Source organism: Skermanella rosea (assembly GCF_016806835.2).
Classification (GTDB): Bacteria; Pseudomonadota; Alphaproteobacteria; order Azospirillales; family Azospirillaceae; genus Skermanella; species Skermanella rosea.
This window is the reverse complement of the sequence record NZ_CP086111.1, coordinates 1776994-1792380: the sequence shown is the minus strand read 5'-3', so window position 1 is coordinate 1792380 and position 15387 is coordinate 1776994. Positions and strand designations below refer to the sequence as shown.

At 66.7% G+C, this 15387-nt stretch carries 15 protein-coding genes; 6 read left to right on the top strand and 9 right to left on the bottom strand.

Annotated elements, in window-relative coordinates; translation table 11 throughout:
• The first annotated feature begins 36 nt into the window (after positions 1 to 36).
• Positions 37 to 222 (top strand): hypothetical protein, encoded by a 186-nt coding sequence (locus tag JL101_RS08235; RefSeq protein ID WP_203099193.1) that lies wholly within the window; start codon positions 37 to 39, stop codon positions 220 to 222.
• On the opposite strand, the gene JL101_RS08230 is transcribed toward JL101_RS08235, so the two are convergent.
• The 9 genes from JL101_RS08230 to JL101_RS08190 form a co-directional block, all read right to left on the bottom strand.
• On the bottom strand, positions 201 to 1217 hold the full coding sequence (locus JL101_RS08230) for a peptide ABC transporter ATP-binding protein (RefSeq protein WP_203099194.1): 1017 nt from the start codon (positions 1215 to 1217) through the stop codon (positions 201 to 203). The two genes, JL101_RS08235 and JL101_RS08230, sit on opposite strands and share 22 nt — an antisense overlap.
• On the bottom strand, positions 1214 to 2194 hold the full coding sequence (locus JL101_RS08225) for an ABC transporter ATP-binding protein (RefSeq protein ID WP_203099195.1): 981 nt from the start codon (positions 2192 to 2194) through the stop codon (positions 1214 to 1216). Before JL101_RS08225 ends, JL101_RS08230 begins: the two co-directional genes overlap by 4 nt.
• Before the next feature lie 9 nt (positions 2195 to 2203).
• Positions 2204 to 3115: a dipeptide ABC transporter permease DppC gene (gene dppC, locus JL101_RS08220; RefSeq protein ID WP_203099196.1), complete on the bottom strand. Its 912-nt coding sequence runs from the start codon at positions 3113 to 3115 to the stop codon at positions 2204 to 2206.
• Between the two features lie 3 nt (positions 3116 to 3118).
• Entirely contained in the window at positions 3119 to 4132 is a 1014-nt protein-coding gene (locus tag JL101_RS08215; protein ID WP_203099197.1) for an ABC transporter permease subunit, read from the bottom strand.
• A 77-nt stretch (positions 4133 to 4209) separates the two neighbouring features.
• Positions 4210 to 5802, bottom strand: coding sequence for an ABC transporter substrate-binding protein (locus JL101_RS08210; protein ID WP_203099198.1), 1593 nt, complete (start codon positions 5800 to 5802; stop codon positions 4210 to 4212).
• A 138-nt stretch (positions 5803 to 5940) separates the two neighbouring features.
• Positions 5941 to 7485, bottom strand: a complete 1545-nt coding sequence (locus JL101_RS08205) for a sensor histidine kinase (protein WP_203099199.1) — start codon at positions 7483 to 7485, stop codon at positions 5941 to 5943.
• Positions 7486 to 7582: 97 nt separating this feature from the next.
• Positions 7583 to 8098, bottom strand: coding sequence for a hypothetical protein (locus JL101_RS08200; protein WP_203099200.1), 516 nt, complete (start codon positions 8096 to 8098; stop codon positions 7583 to 7585).
• Between the two features lie 57 nt (positions 8099 to 8155).
• A complete protein-coding gene (locus tag JL101_RS08195; RefSeq protein WP_228435353.1) occupies positions 8156 to 8683 on the bottom strand; it encodes a hypothetical protein in 528 nt (175 codons plus the stop codon).
• 70 nt (positions 8684 to 8753) lie between these two features.
• Positions 8754 to 9359 carry a MotA/TolQ/ExbB proton channel family protein gene (locus JL101_RS08190; RefSeq protein WP_228435352.1) on the bottom strand — a complete coding sequence of 202 codons (606 nt, stop codon included), beginning with the start codon at positions 9357 to 9359 and terminating at the stop codon, positions 8754 to 8756.
• 274 nt (positions 9360 to 9633) lie between these two features.
• Here JL101_RS08190 and JL101_RS08185 point away from each other — a divergent pair, with 274 nt between their 5' ends.
• The 5 genes from JL101_RS08185 to urtD all read left to right on the top strand — a co-directional run bounded on the left by JL101_RS08185 (position 9634) and on the right by urtD (position 15386).
• On the top strand, positions 9634 to 10062 hold the full coding sequence (locus tag JL101_RS08185) for a CBS domain-containing protein (RefSeq protein WP_203099201.1): 429 nt from the start codon (positions 9634 to 9636) through the stop codon (positions 10060 to 10062).
• 272 nt (positions 10063 to 10334) lie between these two features.
• Entirely contained in the window at positions 10335 to 11633 is a 1299-nt protein-coding gene (urtA, locus tag JL101_RS08180) for an urea ABC transporter substrate-binding protein (protein WP_203099202.1), read from the top strand.
• Between the two features lie 85 nt (positions 11634 to 11718).
• Complete coding sequence (gene urtB / locus JL101_RS08175) at positions 11719 to 13425, top strand: urea ABC transporter permease subunit UrtB (RefSeq protein ID WP_228435351.1); 1707 nt, start codon at positions 11719 to 11721, stop codon at positions 13423 to 13425.
• A 4-nt stretch (positions 13426 to 13429) separates the two neighbouring features.
• Complete coding sequence (gene urtC, locus JL101_RS08170) at positions 13430 to 14590, top strand: urea ABC transporter permease subunit UrtC (RefSeq protein WP_203099203.1); 1161 nt, start codon at positions 13430 to 13432, stop codon at positions 14588 to 14590.
• Entirely contained in the window at positions 14565 to 15386 is an 822-nt protein-coding gene (gene urtD, locus JL101_RS08165; protein WP_203099204.1) for an urea ABC transporter ATP-binding protein UrtD, read from the top strand. The genes urtC and urtD overlap by 26 nt, the downstream gene beginning before the upstream one ends.
• Position 15387: the final 1 nt, after the last annotated feature.

Sequence of the window (15387 nt, the reverse complement as noted above, 5' to 3'; positions counted from 1 at the left end):
GTCGGCATGTCACTCTCCGGCCCGTTTGAGCCGAGCATGACCAAGGACGGCTTCCGCGGCAAGCCCTCGCCGGATTCGTCCATGCACCGCACGGTCACCCGTGAGATCGACCGGCGCCTTGGGCCTGTTCGAACGGCGGGTCTGGATCAGGAAGCCAGCCTCGGATCCGACTCCGAAGCTGGTTCGATTTCCTGCGCCTCCTACTCCATCTGCTCGGCGTAGTGGCAGGCCACCCGGCGGCCGTCGACTTCCCGGAGGGCCGGCACCTCGTCGGCGCAGCGCTGGGTCATGTGCGGGCAGCGCTTATGGTAGGGGCAGCCCGACGGCGGGTTGATCGGCGACGGCAGCTCGCCGGAGGGCGGCGGGATATCCTGGCGGAGCGCCGGGTTGACGCGCGGCGTGGCCGCCATCAGGGCCCGCGTGTAGGGGTGGCGCGGGTGGGCGAAGACGGTTTCCTTCGGCCCGTGCTCGACCGGGCGGCCCAGATACATCACCATCACGTCGTCGGCGATGTGCCGCACCACGCTCAGGTCGTGGCTGATGAACAGGTAGGCGAGGTCCAGTTCCTCCTGAAGGTCCATCATCAGGTTGAGCACCTGCGCCTGGATCGACACGTCGAGCGCCGATACCGGCTCGTCCGCCACCACCACCCGCGGGTTCAGCATCAGCGCCCGCGCGATGGCGATGCGCTGGCGCTGTCCGCCGGAGAACATGTGGGGATAACGGTCGTACTGGTCTGGCCGAAGCCCCACCTTCGCCATCATGGCGGAGGCCCGCTCGCGCCGCTCCGCCCGGCCCAGGTCGGTGTTGATGACCAGCGGTTCCTCCAGGATCGTGCCGATGCGCTTGCGCGGGTTCAGCGAGCCGTAGGGATTCTGGAACACCATCTGCACCTTGCGGCGCAGCGCCTTGGCCTCCGCCCGGCTCACGCCGGTCACGTCGCTGCCGTCGAACTTGAGCTGGCCCGACGTCGGCGGATCGATCAGGGTCACCATGCGGGCCAGCGTGGACTTGCCGCAGCCGGACTCGCCGACCACCGCCAGGGTGCGGCCGGTCTGGAGCGCGAAGGAGACCCCGTCCACCGCCTTGACCGTGGCGTCGGCGCGGAACAGGCCGCGCTTCAGCCGGTAATGCTTCTTCAGGTCCACGGCGTCCAGCACGGTCTCGCGCCGCGCGCGGGCCGCCGGCCAGTCCGGCGTGATCGGGGCCGCGGTCATGCCGCCACCCCGCCGGTCACCTGGAGCGGATAGAAGCAGCGGGCGGTCCCGCTCTCGTCCGGGAACAGCGGCACCGCATGGGTGCGGCACTTCTCCTGGACGAAGGCGCAGCGCGGATTGAACAGGCAGCCGCGCGGCCGATCGGCGATGCCGGGCACCACGCCGGGAATGGTCGGCAGCCGCCGCTTGCCGATCGCCCGCTCCGGCAGCGCGTCGAGCAGCGCCCCGGTATAGGGATGCTGCGGATGGGTGAAGAGGTCGCGGGCCGAGCGGTTCTCCACCACTTGGCCGGCATACATCACCGAGACCCGCTGCGCCGTCTCGGCGACCACGCCCATGTCGTGGGTGATCAGGATCAGCGCCATGCCGCGGTCCTTCTGGAGATCGAGCAGCAGGTCCAGGATCTGCTTCTGGATCGTCACGTCCAGCGCGGTGGTCGGCTCGTCGGCGATCAGCAGGCGCGGGTTGCAGGCGATCGCCATGGCGATCATCACCCGCTGGTTCATGCCGCCGGAAAGCTGGTGGGGAAAGGACGACAGCCGGCTTTCCGGCGCCGGGATGCCGACCTGTTCCAGCAGTTCGATCGTTCGGCGCTTGCGTTCGGCGCGCCCCATGTTCTCGTGGACCTTCAGGCTCTCCATGATCTGGAAGCCGACGGTGAAGCACGGGTTGAGGCTGGTCATGGGCTCCTGGAAGACCATGGCCACGTCCTTGCCGGTCAGCTTGCGCCGCTGGCGTTCGGTCAGGGTGCGGAGGTCCCGGCCGTCGAACTCCATCTTGTCGGCGACGACGCGGCCGTTGTTGGCGATCAGGCCCATGACGGCCAGCGAGGTGACGCTCTTGCCGGAGCCGGACTCGCCGACGATGCCGAGGACTTCGCCCTCGTCCACCGTCAGGTCGATTCCGTCGACCGCCCGGAACGTGCCGGCGCGGGTCGAGAACTCGACGGACAGGTTGCGGATATCGAGCAGAGGCATTGAGTGCCCTTATCGCTTCAGTTTCGGGTCGAGGGCGTCGCGCAGCCCATCGCCCAGCAGATTGAAGGCCAGCACCGTGATCAGGATGGCGAGGCCGGGGAACGTGACCACCCACCAGGCGCGGCTGACGAACTCGCGGGCCGAGGCCAGCATGGTCCCCCATTCCGGCGTCGGCGGCTGCGCGCCGAGGCCGAGGAAGCCCAGCGCCGCCGCGTCCAGGATCGCGGTCGAGAAGCCCAGCGTGGCCTGCACGATCAGCGGCGCCGTGCAGTTCGGCAGCACCGTGATGAACATCTGCCGGAACACGCCGGCGCCGCTGACCTTGCTGGCAACGACATAGTCCTTCGACAGCTCGGTGATGACGGCGGCGCGGGTCAGGCGGGTATAGTGCGGCAGGACGACCAGCGAGATCGCGATCATCGCGTTGGTCAGGCTGGGTCCCAGGATCGCGACGATGACGATGGCGAGCAGAAGCGACGGCAGCGCCAGCATGATGTCGCACAGCCGCATGATCGCGATGTCGGTGACGCCGCGGGCGAAGCCGGCGATCAGCCCCAGCATCACCCCGACCGCCAGCGACAGGGTCACCACGATGACGCCGATCAGCAGCGACAGCCGGGCGCCATAGATGATCCGGGACAGGATGTCACGGCCGACGTCGTCGGTCCCCATGGGGAACCGCCACGATCCGCCCTCCGCCCAGAGCGGCGGCTGGAGAATGGCATCGCGGTACTGGGCGATCGGCGAATGGGGGGCGATCAGGTCGGCCAGCAGGGCCGCCAGCGTCACGATGACGATCACCGCCAGCCCGGCGACCGCGCCCTTGTTCTGGGCGAAATAGTGCCAGAACTCGGAGAGCTGGGACGGTGGCCGCGGAGCCGCGGGGGGTGCCGCCGCGTCGATCTGGGTCTCTACGGTCATGGCTCAGTGCCCCCCGTGGCGGATGCGCGGATTGAGGATGCCGTAGGTCAGGTCGACCAGCAGGTTGACGATCATGATCACGGCGGCCACCAGCAGCACGCCGCCCTGAAGCACGGGATAGTCGCGCCTCGCCACGGATTCGATCAGCCACTTGCCGATGCCCGGCCAGGCGAAGATGGTCTCGGTCAGGATCGCGCCGGCGAACAGCACGCCGACCTGGAGGCCGATGACGGTCACCACGGGAATCAGCGCGTTCCGAAGGGCGTGCTGGGCGATCACCCGGAACGGCGCCAGGCCCTTGGCCCGCGCCGTGCGGATATAGTCCTCTCCCAGCACTTCCAGCATCGACGACCGCGTCATGCGCGCGATCACCGCGAGCGGGATCGTGCCCAGCACGACGGCGGGCAGGATCAGGTGCGACAGGGCCGAGGCGAAGGCGCCCTCCTCCTCCGACAGCAGGCTGTCGATCAGCAGGAAGCCGGTCACCGGCTCCACCCAGTACATCACGGAGATGCGTCCGGACACCGGCGTCCAGCCCAGGTTGACCGAGAACAGCAGGATCAGCAGCAGCGCCCACCAGAAGATCGGCATGGAATAGCCGGTCAGGCTGATTCCCATCAGGCTGTGGTCGAACACGGATCCGCGCTTGACCGCCGCGAGGATGCCCAGGGGCAGGCCGATGATCATGGCGAACAGGATCGCGCAGACCGACAGCTCGATGGTCGCCGGGAACAGGGTCAGGAACTCGTCGAGCACGGGCGTACGGGTCACGACCGACTGGCCGAGGTCGCCGCGCACCACGTCGGCGATGTAGGTGCCGTACTGGACCATCAGGGGCTTGTCCAGGCCCATGGCGGCCCGCAACTCGGCATGGCGCTCGGGGGAGATGCCGCGCTCGCCGGCCATCAGCTCGACCGGGTCGCCCGGGACCAGCCGGATCAGCGCGAAGGTCAGCAGGGTCACGCCGATGAAGGTCGGAATGATCAGGCTGAACCGGGTCAGGATGAATCGGAACATGGTCAGCTTTATGTCTGCGGAAAAGCGAGATCACCCCCTGCCCGGCGGACAGGGGGGTCTTCAGCTTCCGATCGGGTCTAGTTCAGGTCCACGCCGTAGAAGATGTGGCCGCCGAACGGATCGATCTTGTAGTTCTGGACTTCCTTGCGGATCGGCTCGAAGACGACGGAGTGGGCGACGGTCACCCACGGCGCCTGCTCCTTGAACACGACCTGGGCCTGTTCATAGAACTTCGTGCGCTCCGCGACGTCGGGCGTCCGCTTGGCCTTGATCAGCAGCTCGTTGAACGGCTGGTGGCAGAAGCGGGCGCGGTTGGCGCTGCCGACCGCCTCGCAGCCCAGCAGGACGTACAGGAAGTTGTCGGGGTCGCCGTTGTCGCCGGTCCAGCCCATCAGCATGGTCTGGTGCTCGCCGTCCTTGGTGCGGCGGAGATACTCGCCCCACTCGTAGCTGACGATCTTGACCTTGACGCCGATCTTGGCCCAGTCGGCCTGGACCATCTCTGCCATGCGGCGGGCATTGGGGTTGTATGGCCGCTGCACCGGCATGGCCCACAGGTCGGTCTCGAAACCGTTGGGGAATCCTGCCTCGGCCAGCAGCTTGCGCGCCGCCTCCGGATCGAACCTGGTGTCCTCCACCGCGTCGTTGTACGACCAGATGGTCGGCGGGATCGGGTTCTTGGCCTTCTTGCCGGCGCCCTGGTAGACCGCCTCGATGATGGCGTCCTTGTTGACCGCCATGCTCAGCGCCTGCCGCACCTTGACGTTGGTGAAGGGCTCCTTCTCGGTGTTGAAGGCGAGATAGCCGACGTTCAGGCCTTCCTGCGACATCAGGTTGATCGCCGGATCGGTCTTCATGGCGGCGAGGTCGGCCGGGTTCGGGTAGGCCATGACGTGGCACTCGCCGGCCTTGAGCTTGGCGTAGCGGACCGAGGCGTCGGGCGTGATCGAGAAGACCAGCGTGTCGATCGGCGCCTTGCCCGCCCAGTAGTCGGGGTTGGCCCGATAGCGGATGACGGCGTCCTTCTGGTATCCCACGAACTGGAAGGGGCCGGTGCCGACCGGCTCCTGGTCGACCTTGGTCTGGGTGCCGGCCTTCGCCATCTGGTCGGCGTACTCGGCGGACTGGATGGAGGCGAAATCCATCGCGAGGTTGGCGAGGAACGGCGCTTCCGGCTCGTTGAGGGTGAACTTGACCGTATAGTCGTCCACCGCCTCGATGCTCTTCAGCAGCTTGGGCATGTCCATGCTGTTGAAATACTCGTACGCGCCGCCGGACACCGTATGGTAGGGGTGGTCGGACTTCCACTGGCGCTCGAACGAGAAGACCACGTCCTGGGCATTGAAGTCGCGGGTCGGCTTGAACGACTTCGACGTGTGGAACTTCACGCCCTTCCGGAGCTTGAAGGTGTACTCGAGCCCCTCTTCCGACACCTCCCAGGACTCGGCCAGGCCGGGAACGATCTTGGTCGTGCCGCGCTCGAAATGGACGAGCTTGTCGAAGACCTGGCGAGACGTCGCATCAAATGTCGTGCCCGCGGTGAAAAACGCAGGATTAAAACCCTCTGGGCTCCCTTCGGAGCAATAAACCAGAGTTTTTGCCGCGAGCGGTGAAGCGAAGCCCGCCGCGAGAGCCAACCCGAGGGCTGCTCCGCGCAGTGCTTGATGCATTATAAGCCTCCTGTAAGCGTCTTTTCTTCGGACAGCTCTTTCAAGCGCGACTACCGGCGCCGAGATGTCATGGCCCTCAGAATAGCCCGACCGGGAGAGTGACTGTCAATGTTAATGGATTGTTTCACACGTAATTGATCACCGCGGCCCGACCGGGCGCATCAGGGCGGCTTCCAGGACGTTCTTCAGGTGGTCCGGGCCGAACGGCCTCAGCAGAACGGAAATGTCGGCGCCTCCCAGCAGCTTCACGCGCTCGGCCCCGCCCTCGCCGGAGATCAGGACGCCGGGGACCGACCGTCCCGAACGCCGGCGCACGGCGTCGACCGCCTCCAGGCCGCTGCCGCCTCCCTCCGGCCGAAGCTCGGCGATCACGAGATCCGGAGAGACGGCGCCGGTTTCCGGTGCCGCGACCGTCGCGACCGAACAGTTCCAGCTTTCCAGCATGACCCGCAGCGCGGTCACCTGGACGGGGTCGTCGCCCAGGACCAGGACCGAGATCCGATCCGGCACCGGCTGTTCGGCGACGTCTTTCGCGATGCGCATCGAGAGGGCGAAGACGGATCCCTTCCCCACGATCGACCGGACTTCGATGCCATGGCCGAGCAGCCGCGCGGTCCGCTCCACGATCGCCAGCCCCAGGCCGAGTCCCCGCCCCCGGTCGCGCGGTCCCACGCCGGCGATCTGGACGAACTCCTCGAAAACGGCGGCCTGCCTGTCCTCCGGAATGCCGGGGCCGGTATCCCAGACCTCGATCCGCAGGCGGCCGCCGCGCCGGCGGCAGCCGATCAGGATGCTGCCCCTGGTCGTGAAGCGGACGGCGTTGCCGATCAGATGCTTGAGCATCCGCTCCAGCAGCACGGTATCGGTGACGACGGTGGCCGTGCACGGCACGTAGCGCAGGCGCAATCCCTTGGCCAGGGCCGGCGCCTCGAACTCCCGGATCATCCGCTCCAGCGTCTCGCCCACGGAGACCCTGCCGACGGCCGGCCGCACGGTCCCGGCATCCAGCGTGGACAATTCCAGCAGCGAGGTCAGCAGCGTCTCGCCCGACTGCACCGCTTCCTGGATTCGGGTGACCAGCGACTGCTGGCCCGGGTCGGAAAGCTTGGTCTGCAGCAGGTGAAGGAACAGGTGGATGGCCTGGTAGGGCTGGCGCAGGTCGTGGTTGGCCGCGGACAGGAAACGCGACTTGGCCCGCGTCGCCCGTTCCGCTTCCGCCCTGGCGGCCGCCAGCCGACCGTCCATGGCGACCTGTTCCGCGATCTCCGTGCCGATCAGCCCGGCGATCCTCCGCAGGCTCTCGGTTTGCCGCCGGTCCGGATCCGACTTGCCGGCGGGCCCGCAAAGCCAGAGGTTGCCCAACTTCTCCCCTCCGGGTCCGGCGACGGCGGCACCCGCCAGGACCTGGAGGCCCGCGGCAGGACTGCCGCCAAGCGGCAGCGGCCCGACCAGCAGGCCGGAGGCGTCCAGGCGGTCGCTGAGCGCCGCCAGGTCCGGCGCCAGCGCCTCCGCCCTGTCGTCGGGGATGCCTAAACAGGCGGCGACGGAGATCGATCCGGCGCCATCGAGGCACAGCACGGCCGTCGGCGCTCCCATGGCATAGGCGGCGAGATCCATCAACCCGACGAGCGTTCGGCGAGTGAGCGGAGGTGCCTCCGCGGCGCTCTCATAATCCATCTGCATGATATCGAACGACGCTGGTTGCCGGTCCTAACCGGATCAGCCTAGCACGCATCCGGAGGATGCACAGCATCGGATTATGCCGATGGAGAGCGTCGGGTCATGCCGCCTGGCCGGGACGCTGGTACTCGATCCCCCCTCCACCACCGCCGGGCTCCTGCTTTTCCTGCATCTTGGGCTGGGGCAGCGCGTAGAAGCGCGGTTCGTTCCTGTCCCAGCTCGGTTCGAACGGCAGGCGCATCATCGCCGTGCTGCCGTCGCGCTGGGCGTCCCGCATGGCCTGCTGGAGCTGTTCCGCCGTGTCGCGGTCCCACGGGATGCGGTATAGGTTGGGAACCTGCGCCCACTGGAGCGTCAGGTAGATCGCCTCGCCCTCCACGTAGGAGGCGCTGAGGATGGAGGCTTCCTTGACATGGGCGCCGAGCCACTCGAGGCTGACCGGCTTGGCCCGCCCCAGCAGGGACGCCGGAGCTGCATAGGCCGCGGGCAGAAGCAGGGCGAACAGGGCCAGGATCAATGCCCTTGCGAGCCGTGAGCGGGTCCAGCGCAGCGCTACCAAGACAAGCATCAGACTGACGGCAGCGACGAAGACGAACAGGTAGGTCAAGTTTTCCATGGCGGGTTCCTGACGAAGTCGGATGTCGGTTCAGCGTCTCAAGCAAGCCTCTTTTATTTAAAATGTCTTGGCCGAACGCAGCGGTTTGAAGACGCTGTTCAGGCTGTTAGGCACGAGTTCGCCTTTTTCAGTCAAACGGAACCGGAAGGCGGTCAGTTCCTGACCTTCGCGATCAAGCCTTACCGTAGTAGCCGCGATGGGCCGCGCACCGGCCTCGTTGTCGGATTTGACCCGCACCACGACCCGCACGTTGATAGGGTACGTGTTTTCCAGATTTCGGAACAGGTGGACATTCACGGTATACTCGCCCGGTGGAATGCCCCGGCTGAACGACGTCTCGAAATTGACTTCCGTCGGGTCCGCGTGGCTGCCCAGGTCGTCGCGCAGCAGGTTGAAGATCAGGCCGCTCTTGTTGGAGTATCCCACGGGGACGTCGCCGGGGGCCTGGACCCACAGGTCGACGTCGGTGCGCAGCTTGTCGTCCCAGCGCAGCTCGACGATCACGTTGCCGGGCGGATCGGTCGAACCTTCCGACTCCTTGCCCTTGGGGTTGATGTGGGGCAGCAGCAGCACGGTGACGAACATGAAGCCCGCCAGGGCCAGCAGGATGACGTCCCGGAATACTGTTCCGCTGTCGTCTCCGGGATCCCATGGGTCATGCATGGCCGGCGTCAATCAACGCGGCGGCGAGGTTCGCCGTGCCCGTGGCCAGGAGCTGGTAGTTCGCCGCCAGCCAAAGATTTAGGACGGAACCGACCAGGGTCGTGTAAAGCGCCACGCCCATGCCCTCGATCAGGGTGCCGACGATGCCGCCGATGGCGTTGACGTCGCTGGCGTTGGCCGCGTTCACCTGCCCCAGGGCCATGATGAAGCCGACCACCGTGCCGACCAGCCCCAGCAGCACGAGGGCGTTGGCGATGTGCCTGATGAAGGCGATGCGGGAGAAGAGCCGCAGTTCGAGCGCGCGCGTGGCGCTGGCGCCGCCGGTCTCCAGGGCCCGCCGATACGTCGCGAGACGCCCGCCTTCGGAGGTCGGGGTGTTGCCGGTCCGCAGGTTGTCGAGTTCCTGCGTCACCTTGTTGATGCGCCAGGCGCTGGCCACGAGGCCGACGACGAAGAGCAGGAAGATGAGCACGCTGATCCGGCTGCTGTCCGCCACCAGCACGCGATCGACCCACCCATTGACCCAGACGAGAAACAGCCCGGCGACGCCGACCATGTTCAAGGCGACGAACCGGCTCCACAACAGCCAGTGGTGCATGCGCAACCCCTTCCATCATTGGAACTGAGGCAACGGCGTGGTCTCTCGGGGAGTCGGGAGTGGTCTTCGCGGTTCGAATGCCGCGGTCTGTCCGCCCGATCGGAAAGTCGACCTGGACCGTCAGGTGTGCAACGGAATGCCCCGGGGAAAGTTCCTGTGGCCTTGGTGGGACCTATCACGAAGTCGAATGACCCGGGCGGACCCGGGGGAACTTTCCGTTTTCGTGCCCGGTTTTCGGCAGACAACAAGGTGTCTAGCCTGAAGGGAGATGACGATGAAGATCCGGGACATCATGACCACGGAAGTCGAACTCGTCCATCCGGATACGCTGCTTCGCGACGCCGCCCAAAAAATGCGCGATGTCGATACCGGTTTCCTGCCGGTCGGGCAGGACGACCGCCTGGTCGGCACGCTGACCGACCGGGACATCACCATCCGCGCCGTGGCGGAAGGGCATGACCCCAAGGTCGTCCGCGTCCGCGAGGCCATGTCGGAAAACCTGGTCTATTGCATGGAGGACCAGGACAGCAGCGAGGCCGCGGAGCTGATGGCGGAGAACGACATCCGCCGCCTGCCCGTGCTGAACAGCGACAAGCGCTTGGTGGGCATCGTCTCGCTGGGTGACTTGGCGGCCCGCACCAACGACGACGATGTCGTCGGGCAGACGGTCCAGGACATCTCCAGCGCGCCGTCGAACGGCTGACGGCATGACCGGCCGGCGCGGCGGCGGAAGACCGAATCTTTCGCCGGCGCGCCGCTTCGGCTTCGATAGCGAACGCGCATTGCATAAAGGCGGTGTTTCCTGCCGCTCTTTTCATCTTGCGCCTAGATCTTAGGCATCACAAGGAAGCACTCCCTTCGTCGTAGGCCCCGACAGGCGAGCAATGCCGTCCTGTGTCCCGCTTTTGCCCCTCTGGCCCCGAATTTGCTCTTCCCCCGCCGGGCTTTAAACACGAAAAAGTTAGAGGCGAGAGCATGGGACTGTTCAAAAGCGGCATCAAGTCTGCGGCGCTGGGCTGCGCCGTCGCGGTTTCGGCACTGCTTGCCGGGGTGGCCCAGGCGGCGGAACCCATCAAGGTCGGCGTGCTCCATTCCCTGTCGGGCACGATGGCGATCAGCGAGACGACGCTGAAGGACACCATCATGATGATGGTGGACGACCTCAACAAGAAGGGCGGCCTGCTGGGCCGGCCGGTCGAGGCCGTGGTGGTCGACCCCGCGTCCAACTGGCCGCTGTTCGCCGAGAAGGCGCGGGAGCTGATCGAGAAGGACAAGGTCGCGGCCGTGTTCGGCTGCTGGACCTCGGTCAGCCGCAAGTCAGTGCTCCCGGTCTTCGAGGAAAAGAACGGGCTGCTGTTCTATCCCGTCCAGTACGAGGGCGAGGAGTCCTCGCGCAACGTGTTCTACACCGGGGCCGCGCCGAACCAGCAGGCGATCCCGGCGGTCGAGTACCTGATGGGTCCCGAAGGCGGCGAGGTCAAGCGCTGGGTCCTGGCCGGCACCGACTACGTCTATCCGCGGACGACCAACAAGATCCTCGAGGCCTACCTGATCTCCAAGGGTGTCGCCAAGGACGACATCATGATCAACTACACGCCGTTCGGCCATTCCGACTGGCAGACGATCGTGGCCGACATCAAGAAGTTCGCTTCGGCCGGCAAGAAGACCGCCGTCGTCTCGACCATCAACGGCGACGCCAACGTGCCGTTCTATAAGGAGCTGGCCAACCAGGGCATCAAGGCGACCGACATCCCGGTGGTCGCCTTCTCGGTCGGCGAGGAGGAACTGGCCGGCATCGACACCTCCAACCTGGTCGGCCACCTCGCCGCCTGGAACTATTTCATGTCGGTGGACACGCCGGAGAACGCCGCCTTCATCAAGCAGTGGCACGCCTTCACCAAGAACGAGAAGCGCGTCACCAACGACCCGATGGAAGCCCACTATATCGGCTTCAAGATGTGGACCCAGGCCGTCCTGCAGGCCGGCACCACGGACGTGAACGCCGTCCGCCAGGCCATGTACGGCCAGAAGGTGCGCAGCCCCAGCGGCTACGACGTCGTGATGAACACCAACCATCACCTGTCCAAGCCGGTGATGATCGGCGAGATCCAGGCCGACGGACAGTTCTCGATCGTGTCGCAGACCGACGAGGCGATCAAGGGCGCCGCCTGGAGCCCCTACATCCCCGAGTCCGCCAAGCTGACGGCCGACTGGACCTTCCCCTGGGTCTGCGGCAACTGCACCGACCCCAAGTTCAGCGCCTACGCCAAGTAACAGCCCGTCTCGTGGCCTTCCTCCGGACCCGTTCCGGAGGGAGGCCATCTGGCCCTTAGCAGGCCGCACGCCGGGGGAAAGCTCCTTGACCATCCTGAATTCATGCCTTGCGACGGCCGCCCGGGTTCTGCGCGGCCTTCATGCCGTCATGCTGGCCGCCCTGGTGGTTTGCGGACCCGCCGCTCTCGGCATCACGCTCGGCGCGTTCGCCGCCTCGTCCGCCTGGGCCGACGACTATGGCGACGCCGTCGCGGGGCTGGCGGCTCCGGGCTTCGCCGAGAAGGTCGCCGCCATCGAAGCGCTGGCGCGGCTGGGCGACGACCGCGCTACGCCGGTCCTCCAGGCGATGTCCGACAACCGCCTCTATACCCGCAAGGACGACGGCCGGCTGGTGATCGGTGGCGCCGGGCGCGACATCGCCCTGACCGACGCCGTCACCGGCGAGGCCCTGGGAACCGCGCCGAGCCGCGACCTGACCCGCATCAACGTGAACAACGCGCTGCGCACCGCGCTGGCCGGCGCCATCGGCCGGCTCCAGATCAACAACCCCGATCCGGCCAAGCGGCTCGCTGCCGCCGAGACCATGGCCAAGGACCGCACGCCCGAGGCCGCGGCGCTGCTCCGCGAGGCGCTGGCCCGCGAGACGGTCGAGGACGTTCGCGCCGCCATGGCGCTGACCTTCGCCAAGATGAGCCTGGGCAGCCTCGACCCGGCGGAGCGGCTGGTGGCGGTCAATGACCTGTCCCAGCGGCTGACTCCCGAAGTGCGCGCGCTGGTGACCCCGCTGGCCGCCGTCAACCCCGACGGCAGCTTCGCCGAACCGGACGCCCGGGTGCGCGCCGCCGCGGCCGATCTGCTGGCCCGGATCGACAGCCGCCTCGCCATGACCGAACTGGCGCTCAACCTGTTCCAGGGGATCAGCCTGGGCTCGGTCCTGCTGCTGGCCGCGATCGGCCTCGCCATCACCTTCGGCGTGATGGGCGTGATCAACATGGCCCACGGCGAGATGATCATGCTTGGGGCCTACACCACCGTGGTGGTGCAGCAGCTTTTCCGCGAGTGGATTCCCGCCGATTTCTTCGGCCTTTACCTGATCCTGTCGATCCCGGCCGCCTTCCTGGTCGCAGGCGCCGTCGGCGTCGTGATGGAGCGCGGCATCATCCGCTTCCTGTACGGGCGGCCGCTGGAGACGCTGCTGGCGACCTGGGGCATCAGCCTGATGCTCCAGCAGGCGGTCCGGGCGATCTTCGGCGCGCCCAACAAGGAGGTCTCCAACCCGGGCTGGATGACGGGGGCCTGGGAAGCAATGCCCGGGATGGTGCTGACCTACAACCGCATCGCGATCATCCTGTTCGCCATCGCGGTCCTGGCGGGACTGGCGGCGCTGCTGCGCTACACCCCGTTCGGCCTGCAGATGCGCGCGGTGACGCAGAACCGGAACATGGCGTCGGCCATGGGCATCCGCACCGGCTGGGTCGACGCCCTGACCTTCGGCCTCGGCTCCGGCATCGCCGGGGTCGCGGGGGTGGCGCTCAGCCAGATCGGCAACGTCAGCCCCAACCTGGGCCAGGGCTACATCGTGGACAGCTTCATGGTGGTCGTGTTCGGCGGGGTCGGCAGCCTGTGGGGCGTGCTGGCCGGCGCCATGACGCTGGGCATCTTCAACAAGTTCCTGGAACCCTATGCCGGCGCCATGCTCGGCAAGATCCTGATCCTGGTCTTCATCATATTGTTCATCCAGAAACGCCCGCGCGGCCTGTTCGCGCTCAAGGGCCGCGCCGCGGAGGCCTGAAGCCATGCTGCTGATGTCGCGTCTCGCGACCCTGGAATCCCGCCGCGGCTGGCAGGTCTTCCTGATCCTCCTGGCGCTCACCGTCGTGCTGGTGCCGGTGCTGAACCTGGCCTTGCCGCCGGAAAGCCCGTTCCACGTTCCCACATACATGCTGAGCCTGCTCGGCAAGTACCTGTGCTTCGCCCTGCTCGCTCTCAGCCTGGACCTGATCTGGGGCTATGCCGGGGCGCTCAGCCTGGGCCACGGCGCGTTCTTCGCGCTCGGCGGCTACTGCATGGGCATGTACCTGATGCGCCAGATCGGGGACCGCGGCGTCTACGGCAATGCCGAGCTTCCCGACTTCATGGTGTTCCTGAACTGGAGCGAGCTGCCCTGGTACTGGTGGGGCTTCGACCAGTTCTGGTTCGCCATGCTGATGGTGATGGCGGTGCCGGGCCTGCTGGCCTTCGCGCTGGGCTGGCTGACCTTCCGGTCCCGGATCACCGGCGTCTATTTCTCGATCATCACCCAGGCGATGGTGTTCGCCCTGATGCTGGCCTTCTTCCGCAACGAGATGGGCTTCGGCGGCAACAACGGCCTGACCGACTTCAAGGAGATCCTGGGCTACAACATCCAGGACCAGGGCACCCGGATCGGGCTGTACGTCGCCTCCGCCCTGGTGCTGGCGCTGGGTTATCTGATCAGCCGCTTCATCGTCACGTCCAAGCTGGGCCGGGTCCTGATGGCGATCCGCGACGCGGAGAGCCGGGTGCGCTTCCTGGGCTATTCGGTGACCAACGCCAAGCTGTTCGTGTTCACCGTGTCGGCCATGCTGGCCGGCGTCGCCGGAGCGCTATACGTGCCGCAGGTCGGCATCATCAACCCGTCGGAGTTCTCGCCCGGCAACTCGATCGAGATCGCGGTCTGGGTCGCGGTCGGCGGGCGCGGCACGCTGTTCGGCGCGATCCTCGGCGCCTTCACGGTCAACGGCGCCAAGAGCTTCTTCACCGGCGCGGCGCCGGAGTTCTGGCTGTTCTTCCTGGGCGCCCTCTTCATCGTCTGCACCCTGTTCCTGCCGCGCGGAATCGTCGGGCTGGCGGGCCAGCTCAGGGACAGGATCGCCCTCAAATCCACTTCGGCATCCAAGGAGATCGGCGGCAATGCTGCGAGCAAGCACGGCGCCTGACGCCGCTGAACTGGCCCTGCCGGTCGAGGCGACGCCGGTTCGCACCGTCCGCCAGCCGGCCGGGTCCATCCTGTACCTGGACGGCGTCTCGGTCAGCTTCGACGGGTTCAAGGCGCTGAACAGCCTGAGCCTGGTCATCGACAAGGGCGAGATGCGCACCATCATCGGCCCGAACGGCGCCGGCAAGACGACCATGATGGACGTCATCACCGGCAAGACCAAGCCGAACACCGGCGACGTGCTGTTCAACGGCAATGTCGACCTGACAAGGCTGGACGAAGCCGCGATCGCCAACCTGGGCATCGGCCGCAAGTTCCAGAAGCCGACGGTGTTCGAGCACCTGACCGTGTTCGAGAATCTGGAGCTGGCGCTCAAGACCGACCGGGGTACCTTCGCCACCCTGTTCTTCCACCTGACCGGGCAGCAGGCCCGCCGGATCGACGAGATCCTGGGGGTGATCGGGCTGGGCGACCGGCGGACGGAGAAGGCCGGCGCGCTCAGCCACGGCCAGAAGCAATGGCTGGAGATCGGCATGCTCCTGATGCAGGAGGGCCAACTCCTGCTGCTGGACGAGCCGGTCGCCGGCATGACCGACCACGAGACCGAGACGACCGCCCGCCTGCTGCTCGACATCGCGCGGGAACGCTCCATCGTGGTGGTCGAGCACGACATGGAGTTCGTCCGGGCGCTGGGCGCCAAGGTGACGGTGCTGCACGAGGGGTCGGTCCTGGCCGAAGGGTCGATCGACACCGTGCAGGCCGACCATCGCGTCATCGAAGTCTATCTGGGGCGCTGAT